Source organism: Pandoraea nosoerga (assembly GCF_902459585.1).
Taxonomy (GTDB): Bacteria; Pseudomonadota; Gammaproteobacteria; order Burkholderiales; family Burkholderiaceae; genus Pandoraea; species Pandoraea nosoerga.
On record NZ_CABPSC010000002.1, the window covers coordinates 349,810 to 375,675 of the forward strand.

The 25,866-nt window shown below is 66.9% G+C and carries 18 protein-coding genes and 1 pseudogene; 9 read left to right on the plus strand and 10 right to left on the minus strand.

Annotated elements, in window-relative coordinates:
• Positions 1–23: 23 nt before the first annotated feature.
• The 3 genes from treS to PNO31109_RS04475 form a co-directional block, all read right to left on the minus strand.
• A complete protein-coding gene (gene treS / locus PNO31109_RS04465; protein ID WP_420874495.1) occupies positions 24–3,506 on the minus strand; it encodes a maltose alpha-D-glucosyltransferase in 3,483 nt (1,160 codons plus the stop codon).
• Positions 3,401–6,799, minus strand: a complete 3,399-nt coding sequence (locus tag PNO31109_RS04470; protein ID WP_150554428.1) for an alpha-1,4-glucan--maltose-1-phosphate maltosyltransferase — start codon at positions 6,797–6,799, stop codon at positions 3,401–3,403. The genes treS and PNO31109_RS04470 overlap by 106 nt, the downstream gene beginning before the upstream one ends.
• Positions 6,800–7,060: 261 nt before the next feature.
• Positions 7,061–8,443: an APC family permease gene (locus PNO31109_RS04475; RefSeq protein ID WP_150554429.1), complete on the minus strand. Its 1,383-nt coding sequence runs from the start codon at positions 8,441–8,443 to the stop codon at positions 7,061–7,063.
• 325 nt (positions 8,444–8,768) lie between these two features.
• Here PNO31109_RS04475 and PNO31109_RS04480 point away from each other — a divergent pair, with 325 nt between their 5' ends.
• On the plus strand, positions 8,769–9,326 hold the full coding sequence (locus tag PNO31109_RS04480) for an NADPH-dependent FMN reductase (protein ID WP_150554430.1): 558 nt from the start codon (positions 8,769–8,771) through the stop codon (positions 9,324–9,326).
• 150 nt (positions 9,327–9,476) lie between these two features.
• A complete protein-coding gene (locus PNO31109_RS04485; protein WP_150554431.1) occupies positions 9,477–10,751 on the plus strand; it encodes a glycosyltransferase in 1,275 nt (424 codons plus the stop codon).
• A 43-nt stretch (positions 10,752–10,794) separates the two neighbouring features.
• On the opposite strand, the gene PNO31109_RS04490 is transcribed toward PNO31109_RS04485, so the two are convergent.
• The 3 genes and pseudogenes from PNO31109_RS04490 to PNO31109_RS22105 form a co-directional block, all read right to left on the minus strand.
• Positions 10,795–11,244 carry a YMGG-like glycine zipper-containing protein gene (locus PNO31109_RS04490; RefSeq protein ID WP_150554432.1) on the minus strand — a complete coding sequence of 150 codons (450 nt, stop codon included), beginning with the start codon at positions 11,242–11,244 and terminating at the stop codon, positions 10,795–10,797.
• A 36-nt stretch (positions 11,245–11,280) separates the two neighbouring features.
• Positions 11,281–12,138, minus strand: a pseudogene (locus PNO31109_RS04495) (SphA family protein); the annotation flags it as partial.
• Positions 12,078–12,347 carry an SDR family NAD(P)-dependent oxidoreductase gene (locus PNO31109_RS22105; RefSeq protein WP_241013842.1) on the minus strand — a complete coding sequence of 90 codons (270 nt, stop codon included), beginning with the start codon at positions 12,345–12,347 and terminating at the stop codon, positions 12,078–12,080. The gene PNO31109_RS22105 and the pseudogene PNO31109_RS04495, both read right to left, overlap by 61 nt.
• A 315-nt stretch (positions 12,348–12,662) precedes the next feature.
• Here PNO31109_RS22105 and PNO31109_RS04500 point away from each other — a divergent pair, with 315 nt between their 5' ends.
• Positions 12,663–13,523, plus strand: coding sequence for a class I SAM-dependent methyltransferase (locus PNO31109_RS04500; protein ID WP_150554434.1), 861 nt, complete (start codon positions 12,663–12,665; stop codon positions 13,521–13,523).
• Between the two features lie 91 nt (positions 13,524–13,614).
• On the opposite strand, the gene PNO31109_RS04505 is transcribed toward PNO31109_RS04500, so the two are convergent.
• On the minus strand, positions 13,615–13,938 hold the full coding sequence (locus PNO31109_RS04505) for an ArsR/SmtB family transcription factor (RefSeq protein WP_241013841.1): 324 nt from the start codon (positions 13,936–13,938) through the stop codon (positions 13,615–13,617).
• A gap of 175 nt (positions 13,939–14,113) precedes the next feature.
• Here PNO31109_RS04505 and PNO31109_RS04510 point away from each other — a divergent pair, with 175 nt between their 5' ends.
• Complete coding sequence (locus PNO31109_RS04510; RefSeq protein ID WP_150554436.1) at positions 14,114–15,034, plus strand: hypothetical protein; 921 nt, start codon at positions 14,114–14,116, stop codon at positions 15,032–15,034.
• Between the two features lie 60 nt (positions 15,035–15,094).
• On the opposite strand, the gene PNO31109_RS04515 is transcribed toward PNO31109_RS04510, so the two are convergent.
• Entirely contained in the window at positions 15,095–15,952 is an 858-nt protein-coding gene (locus PNO31109_RS04515) for a lysozyme inhibitor LprI family protein (protein WP_174966269.1), read from the minus strand.
• Between the two features lie 415 nt (positions 15,953–16,367).
• On the opposite strand from PNO31109_RS04515, the gene PNO31109_RS04520 reads away from it, so the two are divergent.
• Entirely contained in the window at positions 16,368–16,796 is a 429-nt protein-coding gene (locus tag PNO31109_RS04520; protein ID WP_150554438.1) for a DUF2946 domain-containing protein, read from the plus strand.
• A 221-nt stretch (positions 16,797–17,017) separates the two neighbouring features.
• A complete protein-coding gene (locus tag PNO31109_RS04525; protein WP_150554439.1) occupies positions 17,018–18,553 on the plus strand; it encodes a PepSY-associated TM helix domain-containing protein in 1,536 nt (511 codons plus the stop codon).
• 7 nt (positions 18,554–18,560) lie between these two features.
• Here PNO31109_RS04525 and PNO31109_RS04530 read toward each other — a convergent pair whose 3' ends face one another.
• The gene (locus tag PNO31109_RS04530; protein WP_150554440.1) at positions 18,561–19,754 is read right to left on the minus strand and encodes a citrate synthase family protein; all 1,194 of its coding nucleotides are present in this window, start codon (positions 19,752–19,754) and stop codon (positions 18,561–18,563) included.
• 230 nt (positions 19,755–19,984) lie between these two features.
• Between PNO31109_RS04530 and PNO31109_RS04535 the strand changes: the two genes are divergently transcribed.
• Positions 19,985–21,403: a CoA transferase gene (locus PNO31109_RS04535; RefSeq protein ID WP_370749794.1), complete on the plus strand. Its 1,419-nt coding sequence runs from the start codon at positions 19,985–19,987 to the stop codon at positions 21,401–21,403.
• Between the two features lie 51 nt (positions 21,404–21,454).
• Here PNO31109_RS04535 and PNO31109_RS04540 read toward each other — a convergent pair whose 3' ends face one another.
• Positions 21,455–23,242 (minus strand): GGDEF domain-containing protein, encoded by a 1,788-nt coding sequence (locus PNO31109_RS04540; protein ID WP_150554442.1) that lies wholly within the window; start codon positions 23,240–23,242, stop codon positions 21,455–21,457.
• A gap of 440 nt (positions 23,243–23,682) precedes the next feature.
• Here PNO31109_RS04540 and PNO31109_RS04545 point away from each other — a divergent pair, with 440 nt between their 5' ends.
• Positions 23,683–24,732 carry a YVTN family beta-propeller repeat protein gene (locus tag PNO31109_RS04545; protein ID WP_150554443.1) on the plus strand — a complete coding sequence of 350 codons (1,050 nt, stop codon included), beginning with the start codon at positions 23,683–23,685 and terminating at the stop codon, positions 24,730–24,732.
• 13 nt (positions 24,733–24,745) lie between these two features.
• Positions 24,746–25,738, plus strand: a complete 993-nt coding sequence (locus tag PNO31109_RS04550; protein ID WP_150554444.1) for a sterol desaturase family protein — start codon at positions 24,746–24,748, stop codon at positions 25,736–25,738.
• Positions 25,739–25,866: the final 128 nt, after the last annotated feature.

Below are 25,866 nucleotides of genomic sequence, written 5' to 3' on the forward strand. Positions count from 1 at the left end.
CGGGGAGCGAGGCTGGGCGGAACTCATGCGGCATCGCTCCCGGCGCCGTCGGGCTGACCGTCGAGCAGACGGCTCACCAGGGTGTCGAAGCCGGCGAGCGGCATCCACAGCCATGCGGGTCGGTTGGCGCACTCGTAGACGATTTCGTAGGCGGCTTTTTCCAGCAGCATCGCATCGAGCAGTTCACGACGCCCGAACGTCTCGGCCAGCCGCGGCGCGCCATAGGCGACGGCTTCGGCATACGCCTCCAGGAACGCCGCGCTCGCCTGGTTCATCACGCGCCGGAACAGCGCCTCGCGCCGCGCGAGCATCGGCGCGGGCAGCGGCTCCTCGGTGCTGGCCACCGAGCGCCCCACGTAGTCGAGCGAGCGCAGCAATCCGGCCACGTCGCGCAGCGGGCTGTTCTTCTCGCGACGCACGGCGACGTCGCGTGCCGGCTCGCCTTCGAAGTCGATGATCACCACGTCGCCCGGCGTGACCAGCACCTGGCCCAGGTGGAAGTCGCCGTGCACGCGCTGACAGATCGTGCCGGCGCCGTGTTCGATGAGTTCGGCCAGCCGTGCGAGCACCGCGTCGCGCCTGCCGAGCAACGACGCGATCGTCGTCGCCTGCGCGTCGCCCTCCTGCGTGCCGCCCATCGATTGATGGGCGTCGAGCCGCGCGAACGCCTGCGACACCATGGCCTTTGCGTTGTGCGCCCACCGCGCCAGCACCGGCGCGTCGGCTTCGGTGGGAGAAAACGCGGCGTCGCCCGAATCTTGCGCGAGCACGAGATGCATCTCGCCCAGGCGCTTGCCGATCTGCCTGGCGAACTGAAGGTATGGTGCGGCTTCGTCGCGCGTTTCGCCTGCGCTCACGTCGTCGTGAGACAGCGCCTCGGTAAGCCGCGAGAGCGTGTCGTATGCCCAGTTCCAGCCGTTGCCCTGGTTCTCGACGAAGCGCTGCAGGATCGCGAGCGTGTGCGGGTGGCCCTGTGCGTCGCGGCGGCGGACTTCGCCGAGCCACTGCGGCGAATTGGCGAACCCGCGTTCGCTCAGCGCCCGCAGCATCTCGGCTTCCGGGTGCACGCCCGGGACTACCTGCCGCACCAGCTTGAGCGCGAGAACATTGCCCATGGCAAGCGAGCTGTTGGTTTGCTCGACGGCCATCCACTGCGTGGCTTCTCCCGGCGGCAACGGTTCGTCCGCGAGGACCGGAGCGCTCTCGAACTCGAAGGTGCCGAAGTCGGCGGCTTCGCCCGCGCCCTCCACCGGCTGGGCCGGCAGATTCACGTTCGATTGCATCAACGCGGCAAGCGCCGGGCCCAGCGCCTCGCTGGAAAACGCGTCGGTCAGATAACCGATGCGTCGGCCGCGCCGCACGCGCGCCAGCGCCAGTTGCACCGGTAGCGCCCGCATGCCGGGCTGTTCCCAGATGACCGTCAGCGGCAGCAAATAGGTTTGCGTCTGCCGCTGCCCGTCGGCGTCGATTTGCACTTCGACTTCGCACAGCCACAGCGGAGCATCCGATGCATCGCCCTGTGCGAGCGGCGTCACACAGGCAAGGCGCGTCGAATGCAGACGGGCGTCCTTGGCGGCAAACCACCGGCGGCGCGGCAGATAACGCGGCAGGATATTGCGCGAGAGGGTCTCGCACGTGCTCGTATCGAGCAGCGACGCGCCGGCGCGCCACACGAACGTCGTGAACTCGGGCAACTGCTCCGACGCTTCGTCATTCCAGCGCGGTGCTTGTGTCGCCTCCACCAGTTCGAACCAGTAAAAGCCATAAGGCGGCAGCGTGAGCAGGTACGTCAACTGGCCGACGGCCGGGAAGGCGGTGCCGCCGAGCAGCTCCACGGGCGTGCGGCCGGCGTAGCGCGAGAGGTCGAGCTCCACCGCCTGCGACGCATGCGAGAGGTTCGCCACGCACAGCAGGGGCGCCTCTTCGTCGTACTCGCGCAAGTAGGCCAATACCTTGCGATTGGTCGGATGCAGGAACTCGATGCCGCCCCGACCGAACGCGCGTCGCGAGCGCCGCGTGGCGATGAGGCGACGCATCCAGTTGAGTAGCGAGTGCGGGTCGCGCGCCTGGCTCTCGACGTTTACCGACTCGTAGCCATACAGCGCGCCCTGAATCGGCGGCAGCGTGAGTTGCTCGGGATCGGCCCGGGAGAAACCGCCGTTGCGATCGTAGGACCATTGCATGGGTGTGCGCACGCCGTCTCGGTCGCCGAGATGGATGTTGTCGCCCATGCCGATCTCGTCGCCGTAGTAGATGACCGGGGTGCCCGGCATGGACAGCAGCAGGCTGTTCATCAGCTCGATACGACGCCGGTCGCGCTCGAGCAACGGGGCGAGGCGCCGGCGGATACCAAGATTGAGCCGCGCGCGGCGATCGGACGCATAGACTTCCCACAGATAGTCGCGCTCGCTGTCGGTGACCATTTCGAGCGTGAGCTCGTCGTGGTTGCGCAGGAAGATCGCCCATTGGCACGACTCGGGAATCTGCGGCGTCTGGCTCAGGATATCCGTGATCGGGAAGCGGTCCTCGCGCGCGATGGCCATGTACATGCGCGGCATGAGCGGGAAGTGGAACGCCATGTGGCATTCGTCGCCGGCACCGAAGTACTGCTGCACGTCCTCCGGCCATTGATTGGCTTCGGCCAGCAGCAGCCGGTTGCGGTACTTCGCGTCGAGGTCGGCGCGAATGCGGCGCAGGATGGCATGTGTCTCGGGCAGGTTTTCGTTGCTCGTGCCCTCGCGCTCGACGAGATAGGGCACGGCATCCAGCCGCAGCCCGTCCACGCCCATGCCAAGCCAGAAGTGCATGACCCCCAGCACCGAGCGCAGCACCTGCGGGTTGTCGAAGTTGAGGTCGGGCTGATGAGAGTAGAAGCGATGCCAGTAATACGCGCCGGCCGTCGGCTCCCACGTCCAGTTCGAGACCTCCGTGTCGACGAAGATGATGCGCGTGCCTTCGTATTCGCGTCCGGTGTCGGACCACACGTAGTAGTTGCGATGCGACGATCCCGGTCGGGCGGCGCAGGCGCGCCTGAACCACGGATGCTGATCCGACGTGTGATTGATGACCAGCTCCGTGATGACGCGGATGCCGCGCGCATGCGCTTCGGCGATGAGGCGCCGGACGTCGGCAATGGTGCCGTAGTCGGGATGCACGCCGCGATACTCGGCGATGTCATAGCCGTCGTCGCGCCGGGGTGACGGGTAGAACGGCAGCACCCACAGCGTGTCCACGCCCAGCTCGGCAATGTAGTCGAGCTTTTCGATCAGGCCGGCGAAGTCGCCGATGCCGTCGCCGTTGCTGTCGTAGAACGACTTGATGTGCAACTGGTAGATGACGGCGTCCTTGTACCAGAGCGGATCGTCGCGCAGGGCCGTCATGCCGAGCCGGGGTTCTCGTTTCATGGGGTCTCCCCGGAATCGGGATGCTCGCGCCAGGGCCGCACGGCCCAGATGCCGTAGGGGGCGTGCGGCGGCAGGTGAACGTGTTGATGTTTGCCTCGCCATACGAACTGCGTTCCGTCGAGCAGATTCTCGGCCTCGAGCGCCGCGTCGTCGGGCAGTTGCCAGCGCCAGAGCGGCAGTTCGATCGGCGCGTCGTGCACTTGGCCGGCATCGAGATTGATCGCCACGAGAACGACGTCCGAACGCGTCGGCGTGGCCTTCTCGAAATACAGGACGTGGGGATCGCCGGCATTGAGGAACGTGACGCCGCGGTGCGTCTGCAACGCCGGGTGCCCGCGCCGTATGCGGTTGAGCACGGTGATTTCGCGCACGATGTTGCCGGGACGGTCCCAGTCCCACGCGCGGATCTCGTACTTCTCGGCGTCGAGATACTCCTCGCGCCCGGGCAGCGGCGTCGCTTCGCAGAGCTCGAAGCCGCTGTACATCCCCCAGAGGCCGGACAACGTGGCGGCCAGCGCCGCGCGCGCCAGATGCACGGGGCGCCCGCCGCGTTGCAGGTGGTAGGGGTTGATGTCCGGGGTGTTGACGAAAAAGTGCGGGCGAAAGCAGGCCGCGATCTCGGGGCGCTGCAGCTCCATCAGATAGTCGGTGATTTCCCCCTTGGTTTCCCGCCAGGTGAAGTAGGTGTACGACTGCGAAAACCCGATCTTCGCGAGCCGGTACATCAGCTTCGGGCGGGTAAAGGCTTCGGCGAGAAATACCGCGCGCGGGTGCGCCGCGCGCACGGAGCCGATCAGCCACTCCCAGAACGGCAGCGGCTTGGTGTGGGGATTATCGACGCGAAAAAACTCGATGCCTTCGCCAATCCAGAACAGCACGATGTCGCGCAACGCGAGCCACAGCGCGGGCACGGCGTCCGGCGCGTAGAAGTCGACGTTGACGATGTCCTCGTACTTCTTCGGCGGGTTCTCGGCATAGCGCAACGACCCGTCGGCGCGCCAGTCGAACCAGCCGGGATGCTCGCGCAGCCACGGATGATCCGGCGAACACTGCACGGCGAAATCGAGCGCGATGCGAAGCCCCTGGGCGTGCGCCGCATCGCGCAGGCGCCGGAAGTCGTCGATCGTGCCGAGCTCGGGGTGAATGGCATCGTGACCGCCGGTCTCGTCGCCAATGGCGTATGGGCTGCCCGGGTCGGTCGGCTGCGCGTCCAGGCGGTTGTTTCGTCCTTTGCGGTGCGTGCGGCCGATGGGGTGGATCGGCGGCATGTAGAGCACGTCGAACCCCATCTCGGCTATCGCGGGCAGCCGCCGGATGACGTCGTCGAACGTGCCGTGCCGGTTGACGTCGCCGCTTTGCGAGCGCGGAAACAGTTCGTACCAGCTCGCGTATCCCGCCTCGGGCGGCTCGGCGTCGAGCGCAAGGGCCGGCGAGCGCGCGGCGAACGGGCGGTGACGCACGGCGGCCACGGCCTCCAGCGTGGCCGGCGCGCTCAGCGTCGCGTAGGCGATGGTCGGGTCCTGCGACTCGCCTTGTTTGGCGATGGTCTCGAGCGTCTTGCGGTGCTTCGCGACGCACGCCTGCGCGGCGATCTCGCGCAGGCATTCGACGCCTTCCCGGATTTCCAGCGCGACGGGCTGCCCCGCATCGCGCTTCTTCGCGACCTCGATGCACCAGTTGACATAGGGGTCGCGCCACGCCTCGACCAGGTATTCGTACCGGCCCAGCCGCGTCGGGCGGAACTCGCCGCGCCAGCGATCGTTGCCGATCGGCACCATCGGGGCTTCGCGCCAGGTGTTCGAATCGAGCGCCCGCCACCGCAACACCGCGCTCGGATGCGCATGACCGTCCGTGAAGACGTCGGCGTAGACGGGCACGTTCTCGCCGACGACGGCGCGCGCGACGAAGCGCCCGTTCTCGAGCGACGGCACCACGTCCTCGATCACGACACGCGAGTGCGCCGCCGCGTCGCGCACGGCCCGACGATCCTGCTCGCTCGCCGCGCCATACCTGGCCTTCGGCCACGCGTGGCGCGACACGCTGCGATCGAGCGTCGCATGCCAGATGCGGACTTCACCGGGCGCCAGCGTGATGTGCGAGAGCGTTTCGGGCTCGCCCGTGGGGTTGCCCTGCGAGTCGAGCGGCGTGAAACGAACGTGGCCGCCGTTGGCGCAGGCGGAGACCGGCAGGCTCGCCGCTCGCGTCAGACTGCGATTGACGGCGACGATACGGCTGTCCTTCGCATTGGGTACCTGCTGCGTCAGGACGGTGACGGCAGCGTCGGCGCCGGAAAGGCATCGTAGTACGGCGGGCGCGACAGGCAGTTCGTGCGCGGGCGTCTTCGCCGGCGATGCCCGGCGGGCCGTCTGCGCGAGCCGGCGGTTGCCGGCGCGGACCGTCTGGCGGAAGTCGATTTCCTGGGCCGGTGCCCCGGAGTCCGCAGCGTTCGGCGGCGCCACGCCGGGCACTTCCCGCGCGGCATGCGCGTGGCCGAATTCCATGCCGGCGGGCATGAGAATGCCGTCGCCGAGCTCGAAGGCCAGTTGGAGCGCCCGTGCGCATTCGAGCACGTTGTGGCTGCGCGCGACGATGTCGCCGGACGTGTCGAAGGGGTCGCCCGCCAGGGCGATTCGCCACGCACATTTCGCCAGGTCGGCATGCTCGTCATAGAGCCAGGAAGCGCGCATGTCCCACCAGCACGAGGACAGGAATACACCATCGAACCCGGCCGAGGCCACGGCGCTCATCTGCTCGCGCGAGAGTCCCGGCGTCCAGCCGAACCATTGCAGCGCGGGGTAGTGGCGTCGCATGTCGCCCAGCAGACGGTGCCACGCCGCGGCGGGCCGCACGTCGAGATGGTGCAGGCAAAAACCGTTTACGCCCTGTGCGGCGAGGCAGTGCAGACGCGCCGCGAGCGGGTCGGAGGACGGGCTGCGCGTCTGCGATCGAGCCGTGGCGTTGGCTTGCGGCGCGCTGAGCGGCGAACCGGCCGGGCGCGTGGGATGCGCCAAGTTCGATGCGCTTTGGAGGCGGCGTGGATCGGGCGGGGCGTCGTCGTCAGTGCTCGCGCCGGCTTCAGCGCCCTCAGCGCCCTGAGCGGCGCGAAACGACGCCGCGCCAACGTCGGCACTGATCGCGACGTCGAGCGCAATGCCGTGGCGGCGCGTCGCACGCAGATATTCCGGCAGTTTGTCGTCGCACGTCGTTTCGTCGATCAGCAGGCGTGAGAAGCCCAGCGATGCGACGCTCTCGACCAGCGCGGCCCAGGCGTGCGGCGCGGGCAGCGGGCTGGCCATCAAGGCATAGATTCGCGGCGGCCCCATGCCGACGGCGATGTCGGTCATGGCAGCCGGAACATCAGCCGTGGCGCCTTGGCGCGAGGGCAAATTAGACATTGCAACCGACTCCCGGGCTCTCGCGAGCGTTCAATGTCGTCGGTAATGCAAGTTCTGTGCCTTGGGTGTTGCCAACCTTACCGCCACGGGCAGTCGCGCAGGGCCGCGGACCGCTCCGGTGGCACCGGCGCTTATTGGCATGGATTTGTAGAAACTGCGACCGGCGATCTCCCAGCTCCCAGCTCCCAGCTCCCGCTTCCGGCCTCCCACCTCCCGCCTTCTACGTTACGGCCGCCGGGAAGCCTGAGGGCCCGACCCCGCTCAGCCCGGCCGGGCGCCACGCAACCGCCGGCGATTGAGCAGCAGCGGGATCGCGCCGACCACGATGCCGCCCATGCCGACGAGGTTGGTGACCCAATCGAACGTCGGAACGCTATAGAGCGCGATGAAGAACAGGAAAACACCGCTCGCCACAGGCCACACGACGTGCGTGATGGCGCGCCATGGCGCGCGCCACGGCTGGCGTGTCAGCACCTCGCGGTAGTACCAGCCGCAGGCAAGTCCGGTCAGCCCGAGATAGAAGCAGATCTGGAAGCCGATCGCGGTGATCGAGTCTTGCAGGATGACGTTGATCGTCGGCAGATACGACGACATCAGCAGCAGCGCGAGGCCCGTGATCCAGATGAAGAAGATGGCGACGTGGGGCGTCTGCCAGCGCGGATGCAGACGCGCGTAGCGCTGGTGCAGGGCGCCGTCGCGGCTCTTGGCGAACAGTGTCCGCGTGAACTGGAGCATTTGCGTCTCGACCGTACCGACGGTGCTCAGCAGCACCGCGACGATGGCGACGTAACCCCACGTTGGGCCGAACAGCTTCTCCGCAATGGCGAAGATGATGTTCGTGTTGTAGTGCTGGATCTCGGCGTCCGACAGGCCCAGCAAGGTCACGACGATGAATACGAGGAAGAACGCCATCAGGAACACCATCGACCAGAACGCGGCGCGCCCGGGAATACGGTTCGCGTCGCGTGTCTCCTCGCTGAGATTCATGGTCACATCCCAGCCGTAGTAGAAGAAGATCGCCACCAGTGCGCCATTGGCGAACGACTGCGGCGTGAACGCGAGCGGCGAGAACCATTGCAGGGAAAACGGATGCTGCGCCGCATGCGGGAACACGACGAGGCTCGCGACCAGGATCACGAGCAAAATGACGCCTTCGGCGATGGTCATCAGCACCTGCACGTAGCTCGTGAGCTTGATGCCCTTGACGACCACGGCGCTCACGAACGTGAGCCAGGCAGCAGCGATCAGGGTGACGTAGTGCACGTTGTTCATCAACGGCCGATCGAAGATGAGCAGGGTGGCGTTGGCCGCAGGGATCATGGCCGAGACCATGAACACGCAACAGAGCACCAGAAGGGCCCAGCCGGCGAAAAAGCCGAGCGTCCGGCCGAAGACCATGCTGACCCAGGCGTAGGAGGTGCCAGCGCTCGCCAGCGCGCGGTTCATGTTGATGAACGCGTAGGCGATGCCGAACATGATCAGCCCGCAAACCAGGATGCTCGCCGGCGAGAGCGTGCCGGCCGTGCCGATGATGGTGGATGTCGTGATCTCGATGCTGTACGCCGGCGCGGTGCCGGCAACACCCATGATCACCGACTCGACGATGCCCAGCGAATCGGCGTTGAGCTTCGCAGAAGGATTCATGGCGCGCGACTCGTGGTTGACATCGATGGATCGACTTTTACTCCGGGCCGAAGGCACGCACAAGTGGGGGAATGCCGTGCCGGAAGGAGGAGGGCAGCCGCCGCCCGGATGGCGCGACGGTGGGACCGCCGGGAACAGGGAGGAATATCGGGAATGTCGGGCGGACCGGGGGCAGAGTCACTGCATCGAACGCGAGAGTCCCATTAAATCAATGACTTGTGGCGCCGCATGGGGACGCGGCAGAATAACCCTCGTATTCCGATTTACGTGGTTTGCGTTGCACGGTTTGCGTGGTAGACCGGTTACTTTCCCTGGAGAGGTCGAAATGAGCACCTATCAGATTGCAGTCGTCGTCGGAAGCCTTCGCCGTGATTCGATCAATCACAAGCTGGCCAATGCGCTGGTGCGTATGGGGCCGCCGGAGTTCACGTTCAAGTTCGTGCAGATTGGCGATCTGCCGCTCTACGACCAGGACGACGACGGCAATCAGGCCGATGCCGTCAAGCGGCTGAAAGCGGAAATCTCCGCCTCGCAGGGGGTCATCTTCGTCACTCCCGAATACAACCGGTCGATGCCCGGCGTGTTGAAGAACGCCATCGACCATGCGTCGCGCCCTTATGGACAGAGCGCGTGGGCCGGCAAGCCGGCGGGCGTGCTGGGCGCGTCGATCGGCGCGATCGGCAGCGCGCTCGCGCAACAGCACCTGCGCAACGTTCTGGCTTATCTCGATATGCCGACACTGGGCCAGCCCGAAGTGTTCATCCAGGTCAAGGAAGGCTTCTTCGACGCGGCCGGCAACATCAGCAACGAAGGCACCGCCCAGTTCGTGAAGGGCTGGATGGATCGCTACGTGTCCTGGGTCAAGGCACACGCGAAGGTGTGAGCCGCCTCGGCCGGCACGCCAGCGCGCCATCCGCCAGCGCGCCGTCTTTTCCCGTCTCTTCCCGCTCGGGTGAAGTGCCGAGGTGCCGGCGTCTCGAGATACCGAAGTCTTCGTGGCTATCCCGCAGGGCCGCGCCACACGCGAAAATACATGAGATTCGTTGTTGCAACTTACGGAACGGAAGGCGATACCCGTCCACTGGCGGTACTATGCCGCGCTTTGATCGACGCCGGTCACGAGGCCACGCTGCTTGCCGATCGCTCGACGCTTGGCGCGGCGACGGCGCTAGGCGTGCCTTCGGTGGCGCTGGCCGGCGACATCAAGGGCGTCATGACGCCGTCGGTGGGCATCTCCAACGTGGTGGCCGGCGAGCGCGGGTTCTCCAACATGGCGAACGCGCTGGCGCACATTGCCAATACGCATGCCGAAGCATGGCTTCGCGAGATCGTGACGACCGGCGGCGGCTGCGATGCGGTGATCGTCTCCGGCCTGGCGGCGTTCGTGGGGCTTTCGGCGGCCGAGGCGCTTGGCGTCAAGGCCATCGGCACGGGACTCATTCCGATTACGCCGACGTCTGAATTCGCGTCGCCGTTCTTGCCGCAAGGCATCCCGCGATTTCTGCATGCGGCCAGCCAGCGTTTGGTGAACCAGATGCTCTGGCGTGCGTTCCGCAAGCAAACGAATGCCGCGCGCGCAGCCGTGTGCGCTCTGCCGCCCAGGCAGTCGCTCTGGACGGACCATCCGATGCTCTATGGCATTTCCCCGACGCTCGTGCCGCAGCCGCGTGATTGGCCTGCCAATGCGCACGTATGCGGGCAGTGGGTGGCGCCGTGCGGCGAATGGACCGCGCCGGCGGCGCTCGCCGAGTTTCTGGCCGCCGGTGAGGCGCCGATCTACATCGGGTTCGGCAGTATGGCGGGGTTCGATCAGAAAGCCCTGCTCGCCGAAGTCGTCGCGGCCGTGGGCGGACGCCGAGCGCTGTTCTATCCGGGATGGAGCGGCGCCGATACGTCCGATACGTCCGATACGTCCGCTACGTCCGATAGGTCCGCTACGTCGGCGTTGCCCGCGAATTTTCACGTCATCGGCAATACGCCGCACGACTGGCTTTTCCCTCGGACGTCTGTCGTGATCCATCACGGCGGATCCGGCACGTCGCATTCGGCAACGCGGGCAGGGGTGCCATCAGTCGTCGTGCCGTTTGCCGGGGACCAGCCGTTCTGGGCGGACCGGCTGCGACGCGCCGGCGTCGCCGCACGCGCCGTTCCCGGCCGCAAGTTGAAGGCGTTCGCCTTGGCCAAACAGATCGAGTTCGCCGAACGGCCTGCGACCCGGGCGCTGGCACGGGAACTGGGCGAGCGAATGCGGGCGGAGACCGGGGTGCGCCGTGCGGTGGCGCTGATTCACGAGCTGATGCGCGCGTAACGTGTCGCCATTGCTCTCGTCATGGGTCTCGTCACTGGAGTCGTCATTTGACGGTGTAGCCGCGGCCCTCCATGCAGGCGCCGTAGGCGTGCCAATACGAGTCCATTTCGGAGGCCTGCGCATTGTGCGCCGCTTGCGCCTGCGCCGCGTGTTGGCGCCGGGCTCGTACACCGCCGGCGAGCGCACCGGCGGTGGCGCCCACAGCCGCCCCGTGCCCCGGATCGCCGTGAGCCACGTCCCCGATGATCGCCCCTGCGGCCGCGCCGCGCGCCGCTCCCCCAACGCGCGCCCCGGTCGGGCCTGCCGGCGGCGGGGCCTGCTGCGCGACCACTGCCGGGTCGATGCCCGTATTTTGCTTGGCCCATGCGTAGCAAGCCCCGTCGTCACTGGACTGCTTTTCGGCGCTTTGACCGTGGGCAGGGTACACCGCGGGCTTCTGCGCGAAAACCGGCGCCGCCAGCGAAAGGCCGATCAGAAAAATGGTGAACTTCATGACGATCTCCGGTAGTTGGCAAGCGCGAGCCCTCGGTCAAAACACCAGCGTTGCCGTTGCCATGAACGTTGCCGTGCTCTTCAGGCGGTTCGTGGCAGTGACGGTGGGCACCCAGCGCGCGGAGAAGGACAACGGGTGCTTGCCGTCGAGCTTGGTGTCGTAGGTCACGATCGGCCCCATCGAAAAATCGTGCCCACGAAAGCCGTTCAGTCGGTCCGCGGTCGGGCCGCTGTCGCTGCCCAATTGCTGCGTCGTGCCCATGACCAGCCCGATGCCCAGGCCGTTCGAGAACTTCTTCAGGCCCATCACATCGAGCGTGAAGAGCGGGGCGTTTTGGTAGTCGGTGGCAGTGTTGCGCGTGTAGAACTGCACGCCGGCCACAACGTCGAATTCGAGGTTGTACGACGGTACGAACTTCGTATAGGCGACCTGCGGAATGAAAGTCCAGTTGTTCAGGCTGGTGTTGGCGAGCGCGTTCGCGTCATAGCGACCGGTCGGCGCCCATATCGCGACGGAGAACGACATGTGGTCCGTCGCGGAGAAGTGATAGCCGGCGATGAGCGGGGTGAATGTGATATCGAACAGGTTCGACGCGTTTTGCGACGTGGTGGCCGACGCGTTGCCCACGCCAAGATTGGCCGTCGCCTTTGTCCAGAGATAGGGCAGCGTGAAGCTCGACGCGAAGTTCCATGCGCCGGTGCCCGTATCCCAGGTCTTGAGCAGCGTTGCCAGCGTAAACGACAGTTTCCCGTCGAGCCCCAGCGACGTCTTGCCGGCAATCGGCACCTGGCGGCTGCCGCCGATGTCGCCATCGAAGTAGATTTCGGCGAAATTCACCGCCCATATCGGCTCCGGCGAGACGACGCCGGCGTTCGGCTGCACGCCCGTACCACTCCCGTATCGAGTTCGAGCGCGATGGCAGGGACTCCAGCCTCCTTGGTTAGGGCGACAAGCGCATCGGCTTCCACCCGATTCGACTTGAAAGTGAAGATCGTGCGCACACCTCGTGATGCCAATCGCAATACGGTATCGCGACCGATGCCGCGACTTCCGCCGGTGACTATGGCCACACGAGGGGCAGCATCCTTTGCAGTTCGTGACATATTTCCCTTTCCTTTCACAACGTGGATGTGAATCAAGATTAGGGAGCGAACCGGACTTGTTGAATACCGAAATTTGTCAGGTTTTTGCCTATTAGTGCTTCGGCGGGGTGCTTCGGTGAGTGCTTCGGCGGGGTGCGCCTGATTCCATTATTTAACATAATGTACATTATGCGAATGATGAGCATCGATGCGCAGCATCGTCTGGCGGGGCCGCCGGCCCGCTTCGCGTCTTTTCGGTAAACTGTCGGTCTTTCCGGGCCGCTGCGGCGCCCGCCGCGATCGCGCAATGGTTGCGCGCCGTTTTACCGTCTTCCCATGTCGAACACCCACGAAATCCGTCCCGGTCAGTCCATCGAGCTATTGAAGGAGCTCCACATTCTCACGCGCGACGGCAAGATGAACCAGGACAGCCGGCGCAAGCTCAAGCAGGTCTACCATCTGTTCCAGTTCATCGAGCCGCTGCTTCAGGAGGTCAAGGCCGAACGCGGCCGTGTCACGCTGGTGGACCATGGGGCCGGCAAGTCCTATCTCGGGTTCATCCTCTACGACCTGTTCTTCAAGGCGCTCGCCGACGACTCGCACATCTTCGGCATCGAGACGCGTGAAGAACTGGTCAAGACATCCCAGGCGCTGGCCACCCGGCTCGGCTTTCCCGGCATGTCGTTCCTGAATCTGTCGGTCGCCGATTCCATCGCCTCGCCCGCGCTGCCGCCGAGCGTGGATGTCGTCACCGCGCTCCACGCCTGCAATACCGCCACCGACGATGCAATCCGTTTCGCGCTGGCCAAACAGGCCCGCCACATCGTGCTGGTGCCGTGCTGTCAGGCCGAAGTCGCCAGCGTCCTGCGCAAGCACAAAGGCAAACAGCTCGCCGGCAATCCGCTGACGGAAATCTGGCGCCACCCGCTGCACACCCGTGAATTCGGCAGTCAGGTCACGAACGTGCTCCGCTGCCTGCAACTGGAAGCGCATGGCTATCAGGTCAGCGTCACCGAACTCGTCGGCTGGGAACACTCGATGAAAAATGAGCTCATCATCGCCCAATACAAGGCTCTGCCACGCCGCCGTCCGGCCGAACGCCTCGAGAGCGTGCTGACCTCGCTCGGCCTCGAAGAACTTCGCGAGCGTTTCTCGACCGCCCCCGTGGGCGCTGACGACGCTGCCCGCCCCGCCTGACGCCGTTCGAGCGCCCCGCCCTGACAGGAGCAAAACGCGCGACGCCCCCTGTCTGCTGGGCAGTCGGATGCGCAATCGATTGGCAGTTGGGTCAGCACTTGCGCGGCGACGCCGGCTCGCAAAGCCCCGGCACGCCCTGACAGCAGTTTTCGGTGAGAAAGCCCACGAGCGCGTTCATCCGGTCGATGGAGGCGCTATAGAAAATGTATCGCCCTTCCTGCCGCGACGTAATGAGCCCCGCGTGAGCCAACTCCTTGAGGTGAAATGACAGCGTGGCGTTGGGCAGGCCGAGAGCTTGCGCGATGTTGCCGACGCTCAAGCCGTCCGGGCCGGCCACGACCAACAGACGGAACACGGCAAGCCGGCTGCCCTGAGCAAGCGCGGCCAGGGCTTTGACGGCGTCGGTATCATTCAAGGTGATGCGCCCTCTGTCCAATGTTCCCATGAGTGTTTCGATATTTCCGGAATTCTAAGTCATTCCGTTGCGGCAGATGAGTGACAAGCGCCGAGAGTTCCGCCAGAATTCCCATCGGCTTGTCCTGGCGAACGCCCGGATCGCCGGTCAATTAGTTTGGCGTGCCAAGTCCGCAGTGCAACGAACCCCTCTGCTCAAGGCTTACGACATGTCACATCCCGTCTTTCTCGAGAGTCCGCCCTGGCCGCGCATGCCGGAGGGCCGTAAAGGCGAATTGCCGACTTACTTCGGGCGCGGCGGCCCGTCGCTCGAAGCCAATGCCGGAATTCCGCTGTTCTGGCGCGTCCTGTTTGCGCCCGAGGACATCCGCTTTGCCTACGTCATCGACGACTTCGACCCGCAGGACCAAGCCATCGAGATCGAGGAGTTTCTCGAAAACGCCTCGGAAGAGGAAAAGAATGCCAAGTACCCCTATCTGGTAACGACCAAGGCGCAGGCGCTCGAGCGCGCCGCTCGTCGTCGCGATGCATTGATCGCCTTGCTCGACGAGCGCTACGCCCCGATCTACGACGCCTTCGTCGACTACGTTGCGTCGGCTTACGGCGATTATGTCCTCGTGCGCACGAGTGGGCTGCCCGACGTGACCGACGCCACAGGCTGGCTGACAGCCGAAATGGAGCGTGTCGCCACACTCGACGGCGGAAAACCCGTCGATGCGGGCTTTTCGGAAGAAGCCGACGAACTGCGCCGCGCGCGGGACGAGAGCGCCGTCTGGCAGACGACCGGCGTGGGCGACCCGCACGCAGCAGTCCATCCGTGGCCGAGCAAGGCGCTCATCGAGGTCTTTCCCGCCTGCGCTCCGCGTCCACGCCGAGAAGCGAGTACGGCGGCAACTGTTCCGGCAAAAGAAAAGCATCACTACCGTGACACGAATCGGCTCGACAAGATGCTGGAATGGGTCGCGGTCTTCGCGTTCGCCGGCGCGTTCCTCGGTACCTGGGTCGCCACGCATTCGGTCTGGCTGTCAATCCTCGCGACCGTCGTCGTGACCGCCATCTGCGTGTGGATCATGCTGCGGATCCGGCGCACGGACTAGCGAGGCAAGGCCGCCCGCGATGGCGGCCTTCTCCCAGCCGTCTCTCGGCCTTCGCTTTTTTCAGTCTGCGCCGATCACCGCATTGAGGCCGACGAGCTGGCGAAGTCGCTCGACGGCGGCGTTTCGCTGGTGCACCGAGCGGCATGCCTGCGCTTGTGCCGTCGCGTCCGTCGGACACACGACGTCAACAAGCGCCCCCTCGGCTGCGACGAAATCCCGCCAGCGGGCGTCGGACGCGCGCATGGCGCCGCGCGAGGCCGCGGGCAATCGGCGCTGAATCGCCGAACTGATGCTCGCGATATCCTCGTCGTAGCGCGCCACCGCCTGTCCCGCGCAGCGGCCAATGGCCTCCATGTCGGTCAGCGACGCGCAATGGCCGCGCTCGAACGCCATGCCGCGCTGCGGCACCGGCCCGCCGCGTTCCCCGCGCACGATGTTGGCCGGCGGCAGGGGGCCCGCCAGATCGGCCGCTCCCTTTGCCGGAGCCCCGACGGCCGCGACGTAGCGAGTCAGCGCCTGAGCCCGACGCTGCGTGAGCGTCATCACGTCATTCGCGTTCATCGGCGCGTACACCGTGCCCCGTGCCGTGGCGTATACGGCGCCGATCAGTCTGATATCGGCGTCCCGGCTCGCGAGCCATGCGCGCTGCGCCCTGACCAAAACCGGTCTCGCGGCCTCAGGCAGCCCGTGCTGAAGCGCCCGGTAGCTGACGTTCAGTCGTGCATCCCACGCCTGCGTTGCCCTGACGATGCATTCGTCCTGTCCGCTCGTGGACTGCTGGGCCGGGTCGTCAAGGCACTGCGAGAGATGTCGATCGATGTCGCCCTCGGCGCTGAGGGGCGGTGGCGAGTCTGCTGCACGCGCTGCACAGACCGCGAAGGTCAGGCACAGTGCCAGTGCGCGAAGCGGTTGCGTCAAAGGGCGTGTCACGGTGTCTGTCGGTAGCCGGGAACCCCTGGATTCAAACGCGCGCGGCGCGAAAAATCAAGCATCAAGGATCAGGCATCGGCCCGGCGGCCCCGCCCTGCCACCTTGTCCGGCCATCCCTCCCTGCCCCCTGGATAGAGGGCAACAAGGTGCGGCCGGCTCGGATGAGACTCGTGCGGCAGTGCGTGATAGCATTTCTGCTTTATCGAACCGGTGTGTGGCGTCCTGCGCGATCGTCGCAACTTTCGACACCCCGACACCTCGACACCCCGACACCTCGACACCTCGACACCTCGACACCCCGACACCCCGACACCCCGATATCCCAGATATCCCAGATATCCCAGATATCCCAGATATCCTGGATATCCTCCGATTTCCCCCCGACATCCCTCGATACCGCCGCATGTCTCCAACCGCCCGCAAACGTCTCGCTGCATGGCTCGGCCTGGCCGCCATGTGGCTCGCGATTTGCGCGCCGGTCGTCAGCCAGTGGCTCACGGCGCATCGGGCCGGGCAGGCTCATCTGCTCGACGTGGCGCTCTGTGCGGTAGACGGCGGTGCGCCGCCGCTATCGCTGTCGTCGGCCGCCGCGCTACACACGCATGACGGCGCAGGCAGTGCTCACGCCCCGCATGCGACGCACGACAGCCAGCACGACCTGTGCGGTTACTGCTCGCTGCTTGCCCACCATCCCCCGCTCGTGATGCCTGCGCTCGCGGGCCCCGTATCGTTCGCATGGATCGCCCGCGCGGGACCGGCGCCCGATGTCCGCCCCTTCCCTGCCCGCCTCGCCTTCACGCCGCCTGCGCGCGCGCCTCCCGGGCTTTCCTGATCTCCGGTTCAGTCCGACGCCGCTACCGCGCCTATCGCGGTGACGGTGTCGCCTTCATTCATCGCGTTTGCGCCGCGCCCCGCACGGCTGCCGTGGCACCGGCCGCGGCTTTGCCAGTCGGCCGACGCAGCGAGCCGGCCGCATTCCAACGGCACTCCAACGGTGCATCGGCGGCGCTCCAACGGCGCAAGAAACGCGAAAAGAGACGGAAGCCTCGCTTCATGCAGATCCCAATTTCCCAGGCGCGCGAAGCGCAGCCGGCCGCGGCGGCCGGTCAATACCGAACCCTGTGGCGCTGGCACTTCTATGCCGGCCTGTTCGTCATGCCGTGGCTCATGGTGCTTGCGGTGACCGGCACCCTCTACGTGTTCCAGCCGCAAATCGAGCCGTGGCTGTATCACGATCGCATGGTCGTCGCGGCGTCCGATGCGCCTCGGCTGGGCGCGCAGACGTTGATGGAACGCGCGGCCGCGTCGCTGCCCGCCGGCGCGCGGATCAGCTCAGTCGAGGTCGATCGCGACCCGAAGCGCAGCGCCGAGTTCATCTTCCGCCTGCCCAATGGCGAGCGTGAGAGCGTCTATGTGAATCCCTATACCGGCGCGGTGCTGGGCACGCTGAGCGTCGAGCATCGCTTCATGAAGCAGGTGCGGGAGTTGCACCGCGCGCTTTTGCTCGGCAAGCCGGGCGCACTGCTCATGGAGCTGGCCGGTTGCTGGACGCTGGTGATGCTCGCCACGGGGCTTGCCCTGTGGTGGCCGCGCGGCAGCGCCACCTGGACGAATGCGCTGAGACCTCGCCTGCGGCTGCGCGGCCGTCCGTTACTGCGCAATCTGCACGGCGTGGCGGGGCTGTGGCTCGCGGCCGGAGGCCTCGCCTTCGTGCTGACCGGACTGCCGTGGTCGGGGTCGTGGGGCAAGCAGTTCAAGGCGCTTGCCACGCAGGCCGGCATGGGTTCGCCGCCCGGCGCATGGGGTGAAGCGCCGGTACGCTCGCAGATTCCCGCGAAGGCGATGAAGATGGACGACCTGCCCGTCGCCCAGATTCCGTGGGCCGTCGGCAACACCACGGTGCCGGTGTCGACGCTGCCGGCCAGCGCCGCGGCGCCCCTTCGGAGCACGGCACACGGCGACGCCAGCAGCACGGAGTCTTCGGAACACGCCGACCACGCCGACCATGCCGACCATGCCGGCCATGCCAACGCGGCGGACGCCGCAGGCACGGCGCCCGCCACCCTGCACGCCCAAGGCGCGCTGCCCATCGATCGCGTCATGGCGATCGCCGCGAACCTCGGCGTGCGCAGCGGCTACAGTCTGGTGGTCCCGTCGCGCGCCGATGGCGTCTACACCGTGTCGTATTTCCCCGCGGACCCGCGCGAGGAGCGCACGCTGCACATCGATCAGTACAGCGGCAAGGTGCTGCGCGACATCGATTACGACGCCTACGGCGCCGTTGCACAGGCAATCTCGTATGGCACGTCGCTGCACATGGGCAAGTATTTCGGCGCGGCAAATCAGTGGCTCTGCGCGCTGATCTCGATGGGGTTGTTCGCAATGGCGGCCACGGGCGCCGCCATGTGGTGGATGCGCCGCCCGGCGCGCTCGCTCGGTGCGCCCGCACGCGCCGCGGTGAAGCCGCCGATGCGCGGCTGGCTTGCCGGTATGGTCGTGCTCGGCTGCGTGTTCCCGCTAATGGGCGCGAGCATGCTGCTGGTCTGGCTGGCGGACCGGCTCGCCTTCGGGCGGCGTTCGCACGCCTGATCGCCGTCTACGCCGCCGGGCGCTCCCCGACATAGGCGGCTCTTGGCCGGATCAATTGCGTGCTCTCGCGCTGTTCGCGCGCATGCGCGATCCACCCGATGGTCCGACCCAGTGCGAAAAGTCCGAACGCGGCGCCCAATGGAAGGTTCAGGTGGCGCCGCACCGCGACGAGCGCAAAGTCCAGTGACGGACGCTGGCCGACGAGCGCCTCTGCCGCATCGACCATCGTCTGCCATGCCGGGTGCGCCGGCAGGATTCGCGCGAGCATCGCGCTCGCCCGAACATCCCCGGCCGGGTACAGGTGATGTCCAAACCCGGGCAATGTCTCGCCGCGCGCGAGCCGCTCTCGCATGCGCGCGGCGATGTCCGTCTCGCCGAGTTCGTCCCACATCGCCTCGTTACGCGCGGTGGTCCCGCCATGGCGGCCACCGGTCAACGCTGCCAATCCCGCAATTACCGCCGCGCGCAAGCTCGCACCGGTCGACGCGACGCAGCGCGCCGTGAAACTCGACGCGTTCAGTTCGTGATCGGCGCACAGTACGAGCGCCATGCGGATGAGGTCGGCGCCTTGCGCGTCGCGCACACCCCACGCCTGCGCGCATTGCTCGTGAATCGGCGCGTCGCCGGGCCGCGTGCCGAGCAGACATGCCGTCATCAGCCGCAGCAACGCCGCACTGCCTTGCGCCACACGGACCGGGTCACGCTGCCAGATGGCCGTGGGCGCGTCGTCGCTCACGACCGTAAACGACGGCAACAGGGCTTCTTCCGCGCGAGTACCGCGAAACCGTTCGAGCAGCAGCACCGGCCAATCCGCCGCGAGGCGATCGCCGTCTAATCCCGAAAACGCCGATGCCTCGTCGCACTGCCACAACCATGCCGCCGCGGCCTCGACGGAGGCCGACCCGGCCATGGCGAGCGCGTCGCGCCCCCGGTAGTAGCAGCGGCCGTCTTCGATCAGCGTGATGGACGATTCAAGTACCGGCATGCCCCAGTCGAGTGCGGCCTTGGCCACCTCCTTCGGCTTGCGCCCGCGCGTGCGCTGCGCGGCCAGCCGCTCGACTTCGGCGGCCCGGTAGCGGCGCTCCCGGTGCGTCTTGCCCGGCTCGGCGTGCAGCAGGCCACGACTCACGTAGGCATAGAGGGTCGGCAAGGAGATTCCCAGGCGTTCGGCAGCCTGGGCGGCGGTGAAATATTGCGTCATGGCGGGCAGGCGTGGCGCTGGTCGCGAAAAAGATTGATTAAGATAATCAATATTGACAATAAAATCCATCGGCATAAGCTTCAATGCGCCGGCAGTCTTGCATCGCGACTCACTGCGATGCCACGTATCGATTCATTCGAGGACTTTCCATGCCTTTCGATATCTGCCTGCCGCCCGACGCCATTGCGCTTGCCGATGACACGGGCTTCGTCGCGCCCTATTTTCGAGCGATGCGCCACGCCGTGGCCGCCGCAAGCGCCGCAAGTGCCGCGAGTGCCCCGAGTGCCGACCACGCCGCCCACCGCCTGACGATCAGCGGACGTGGCGCGTTGCCGTGCGTCTTTCCTTTCACGGATTTCGCGGCGGCGGCGATCGCCTGCGCGACGCTCGGCGTTGCCGGACTCGCGACAGGCGCAGGCGGCGACTTCGGTCTCGACGAGCGAGCTGCGACGCCCGACGTGAACGTCGACCGACGGCTCGCGTCGTTCTGGTTTCTCACGTCGTTGCGGCCGCAAGGCTGGACGTCGCCGCCGCAGTGGGATCCGATCGCCGGCGATTACCGCGCGGCCGACGGCTGGATTCGCCTTCATACGAACGCAGCGCATCATCGGGCGGCGGCACTCGCGGTACTCGGCGTGGACCCCGATCGCCACGCGCTCACACGCGCCGTCGCCATGTGGCAAGCCGACGCCCTGGAAGCCGCCATCGTCGGCGCCGGTGGCTGCGCGGCGGCCATGCGCACCCTCGCCCAGTGGGACGCGCATCCGCAGGGGGGCGCCGTGGCCGCCGAGCCGCTGCTGCAATGGGAGACGTTCGACGCCGGCGCAGCCGGGATACGAGATGGCGGGGCCAATTGGCGGCCGGTGCCGGCGCGCCCGCTCAGCGGCATTCGCGTGCTCGATCTCACGCGCATCCTGGCCGGCCCGAGCGCGACGCGGTTTCTGGCCGGCTTCGGCGCGCAGGTGCTTCGCGTCGACCCGCCCGAGTGGGACGAGCCGGGCACCGTGCCGGAAGTCGTTCTCGGCAAGCGCTGCGCGCAGCTCGACCTGAAGCGGGCCGAAGGCCGCGCGGTGCTCGAGGCGCTGCTGCGCGGCGCGGACATCGTCGTGCATGGCTATCGGACGGATGCCCTCGAACACTTGGGCCTCGGGGCGGCGTGGCGGCGCGAGCGCAATCCCGCGCTCATCGACATCTCGCTTAACGCCTATGGGTGGCAAGGTCCGTGGCAAGCCCGCCGCGGCTTCGACAGTCTTGTGCAGATGAGCTCGGGAATCGCCGATGCAGGCATGCGCGCTGCCAATGCGGATCGGCCGGTGCCGCTGCCGGGTCAGGGCATCGACTATGCGACCGGGTATCTGATGGCGGCCGCCGCGGTGCAAGCGCTGGCGCTTCGGCAAACCCGAGGCGTGGGCGCCACCGTGCGCGCCTCGCTGGCGCGCACCGCGCGACTGCTGGTCGCGCATCGCACCGGCAATCCCGCGCCGGCGCCGCTCGCGCCGGAGACCGGCGCCGATCTTGCGCCTCGCATCGAGGACACGTCCTGGGGGCCGGTGCGCCGCGTGGCAACACCGATGTCGATCGCCGGCACCCCGGTGGAGTGGGCGCTGCCGGCCATGGCGCTCGGTACGGCCACGGCACGCTGGCCGTGATCGGCACGCCCCGCGGTCACGGAGGCCAACCGACGCGCAACGGCTCCGTGCTCAGTCGGCCGCGTGGCGCCTCCTGGCGTGCCGAGCGGCCGACAACCGGCGCTCCGCCTGGCTGAGCAGCGCCGAGACGTCCACGGGATCGTTGGCAACATCGGCGGCGTCGGCGCTTGCCGGAATGGGCGGCGGCGCCATCGCAATGCCGAAACTCGCCTTCAGCGGCAGGCGTCCTCCGCCGTGCGGCAGTGTGAACGCCGTCGCTTCGATGCGCCCACGCAACAGTTGCGCGAATTGCTGCGCGCGCGACTCGTCGAGCACGCGCGCGAGAATCACGAACCCGTCGGCCCCCAGCCGCGCGAGCAGGTCACCCGGCTGGCAGGTGTTCAGGCACACGGCGCCAACGCGGCGCAGCACATCATCGCCCACGCGGTGGCCCCACGTCGCGTTGATTTGCGTGAAATCGTCGATGTCGAACTTGATCAGCGCCACCGGCCCCTGCGACGACAGCGCGCACAGCGCACGCGCCCGGCGCTCGAACGCCCCCCAGTTCATCAAACGCGTGAGCGCGTCCGTATCGGCGCTCATTTCCAGCTCGCCGAGCAGCCGGATGCGCTCGCGGCGCAACTCGATCAATTCCACGGCGTTCCGTCGCAGGACATGCAACGCGTCGAACACGGCACGCACCTGCGGGCGACGCGCCGCCGCACGCTCGGGCGGCAACGGCGCGTCGAGATCGCCCTTCGCCAGCGCGTCGACGAATTGCACCGCAGCCTCGAACGGCTGAACGACGCTGCGCCGGAAGTTGCGCAATGCCACGAAGATGACCAGCACCAGCGTGACTTCGACTACCGCCGTGAGGATCAATGTGCGCCGCGCCCGCTCGCGCTGGGCCTCGACCTTGCGCTTGGCCAGCGCGAGCATGCTGTCGCGCAGGTCCGTGATGGCCCCCATCGTCGGCACGTATTGGCTCGCGAACTCGGCAGTCGTGAGCCGTGCGGGGGGCGCCTGGCTGGCGAGCGTGCGCACCGTCGCCACGTAGTGCAGTCCCGCCGCGAAGTATCGCGTGTTGAGGGGCGCGAGGGTCTGAGGGCCGAGCTCGGACGGCTCGACCACACGGGCGGCGATCATCTCGCGCAGTTGGTCGATGCGCCCGAGCGTTCTCTCGATGGCGCGCTGGTCCGCTTCGGTCAACGCCTTGCCCGAGGCCAGGGCCGCCGTGAAGTGCGAGCCGAGTTGGCCGGCGTATTCGCGCAGTTCGGCCGCGAGACGCGCCAGGATGATGTAATGAATCGCATCGGGCGCGCCGCGCGCGACCACGTCGATACGCGACGCCGCCACCGGCATGAAGTCGGCGATGACGCGCACCATGCGATCGACGGCGTCGCGCACGGCCGCGTCGCTGCGCATCTGGCGCGGACGCTGAACGAGCAGATCGACGTTGGCGCTCGCGGCGGCAAGTGCCAGGCGCGCCCGCTCGATCGCGCGCAGGCCTGAATCGCACTGCTCGCAGCCGTCGGCCGAGAGCGCCGCGAGCAGTTCCTGGAGACGGGCATTGGTGGCTTCACGGGCGTCGCGCAGCGCAGCGACGGCTGCGTCCGGCAGTGGCAGGTCGGCACCGAGCACCGCATTGGCCGGCCCCCGCTCGGCGGACGCCTTTTCCATCGCAAGCAAGGTGGCGCGCAGTGCGTCCAGCGCGACGTCGGCATCGCGGGTGCGCTGGTAGGTTCCCCATGCCCATGTGAGCAGCGCGCCACACAGCACGGCGACAACCGCGACGACGGCGAGATTCTGCACACGCAGGCGGCCCGTGTGCGAGGCGGCAGACAGTAACTTGCGCTTCATTGAGGATCACGCCGCTGGCCAAACGGCAGGCACTCCTGGTGAAGCCGTCGCGGACGATCGCGGCGGCGGCCATGCGCGATGCGCAGCGCGGCGCCCGGACGCGGCGGCCACGCTCAAACGTCAATGGCGCCGGCCGGCGGCGCCATTGGAAGAGGCGCCATTGGAAGAGGCGCCATTGTCGCACAACGGGTCGCCCGGGTCGCCTCGTTTGCCGGGCGGCGCGGCCGGCCCGGGGCCGCGGACCGGCGGCCGGCGCCATGCCTTGCCGACGGCCCCGCTTCGCACGTAGCTCGGCGACCACGTCCGCGCCGCCGGCAGCGGAAAGGCTCATGCCTGTCAACGGCCGGGCCCGGTGGCGCGTTTAACGTGAGAATCGACGCTTCGCGCGCGAGCGAGCTTGCGGGCGTCCGTCATCGTTTTTCGCCCCACCCTAGGCATTCATGGTGTTTTCTCTCAAGATTTCGCGGCTCTCGAAACTGACCGGCCGTGTTCGCGCTCTCGCAACGCTCCCCACGCTGGCGGTCGCCGCGGTCCCGCTGACCGTCGCCCTCGCCTCCCATACTGCCCATGCCGGCACGGTGATCGTGCTCGACTCGGGCGCGGCCCAGCTCTCGCTCATCGATCAGGCCTCGCACAAGGTCGTCGGCACCATGCCCACGGGCAAGGAGCCGCATCACCTGATGATCACGCCGGACAAGCGTTCGCTGATCGTCGCGAACTCCGTCTCGAACAGCCTGATGTTCCTCGATCCGAACACCGGCAAGCTGCAACGCCAGGTTGCCGACATCGACGATCCCTACCAACTCGGCTTCTCGCCGGACCGAAAGTGGTTCGTGACCGCGGCGCTGCGGCTGGACCGGGTCGACGTCTATCGTTATGACGGCGAGAACGTATCCGTCGTCAAACGCGTTGCACTGGCCAAAACGCCGAGCCACATGACGTTCTCCTCGGACAGCAAGACGGTCTTCGTCACGCTGCAGGATTCGGGCGAGCTCGCCGCCATCGACCTCGCGACGCAGACGGTGAAATGGCGCATGCCGGTCGGCAAGACCCCGGCCGGCCTGTGGATGACGCCTGGCGACAAATACCTGCTCGTCGGCATGACGGGCGAAGACGATGTGGCCGTGGTCGACTGGCGCGCACAGAAGGTCGTCAAGCGCATTCAGACCGGGCGCGGCGCGCACAACTTCCGCTCGCTCTCGGACGGCCGCCACATTGCCGTGAGCAATCGCGTCGAGAGCACCATCAGCATCCTCGACTACGAATCGCTCACCAAGGTCGCCGACATCACGGGCCTGATGCCCGGCCCCGACGACATGGAACTTTCGGCCGACAAGCGTTATCTGTGGGTGACGTTCCGCTTTGCGCGCCATGTGGGCGTGATCGATCTGAGCACGCGCCAACTGGTCGATCGCATTGCGGTGAACCGCTCGCCGCACGGCATCTTCTTTGCCGAGCGCGCGCCTGTTCTCTCACCGAATCCGGATTGACAGGGTCGCCCGAATGATTCAGGAAGCGCTCAACTTCGTGGATAACGGCATCAGCGCCGTACAGACGCTCATCTATGTCGATGTGGTGCAACCGCTGCTGTTCCACTTCAACCTGATGGGCTATGACGACGACATCTATGACGCCCTGTACTGGGTGCTCATCGGCGTGCTGCAGATCGGGGTGACATATGCGCTGCTGCGCCCGCTCGAGGCGCTGCGCCCCGTCGAGCAGTGGCAGGACCGCCGTCAGGTGCGCGCCGACGTGATCTATACGTGGATCGCCAAGCTCGGCATTCTGAACCTGCTGTTCTTCGTGGTGCTCCAGCCGGGTTTCAATGCGCTGCAGAGTCAGATGGTCATCCACGGGCTGCCCGCCATCGACCTCGACGGCCTGTATCCGGGCGTGACGGACAAGCCGCTCGTGTCGTTCCTGCTCTACCTGATCGTGCTGGACTTTGCCGGCTACTGGTACCACCGCTGGCAGCATCGCTTCGGCGTGTGGTGGGAGCTGCACGCCGTGCACCATAGCCAGCAGCAGATGTCGCTGTGGTCGGACGATCGCAATCATTTCCTCGACGACGTCATGCAGGCCGCCTTCTTCGCGGGTATCGCCCTGTTCATCGGCGTGCAGCCGGCACAGTACGTGGTGCTCGTGGCGCTCGGCAACTTCCTGCAAAGCGTGCAGCACGTCAACGCCCGCCTGCCTTACGGTCCGGTGCTCGAGCGCGTGATCGTGAGCCCGACGTTCCATCGCCGCCATCACGCGATCGGCTACGGTCACGAAGGTACTCGCTACGGCTGCAACTTCGGCGTGCTCTTCCCGTGGTGGGACATGCTCTTTCGCACCGCTTCGTGGGAGCGCACCGTAGAGCCGACCGGCATCCGCGATCAACTTCCGGCGCCCCACGGCCGTTCGCGCCGCTATGGCACCGGCGTCGTCTCGCAGCAGGTGCGTGCGCTGGGTCGCATCGCGCGCCGGCTTGCTCCCCGCCGAAGCACCGTCTGAGCCCGGGCGGGATCAGCACAACCCAGGCGCCGGCGCTGCTGGTATTCTTCGGCGCTGACACTCGAAAACCGACTGGCACGCTGCGCCAACCGGGGACGCCGGCAATGCCGCGCACGTTCGTCTGCCGG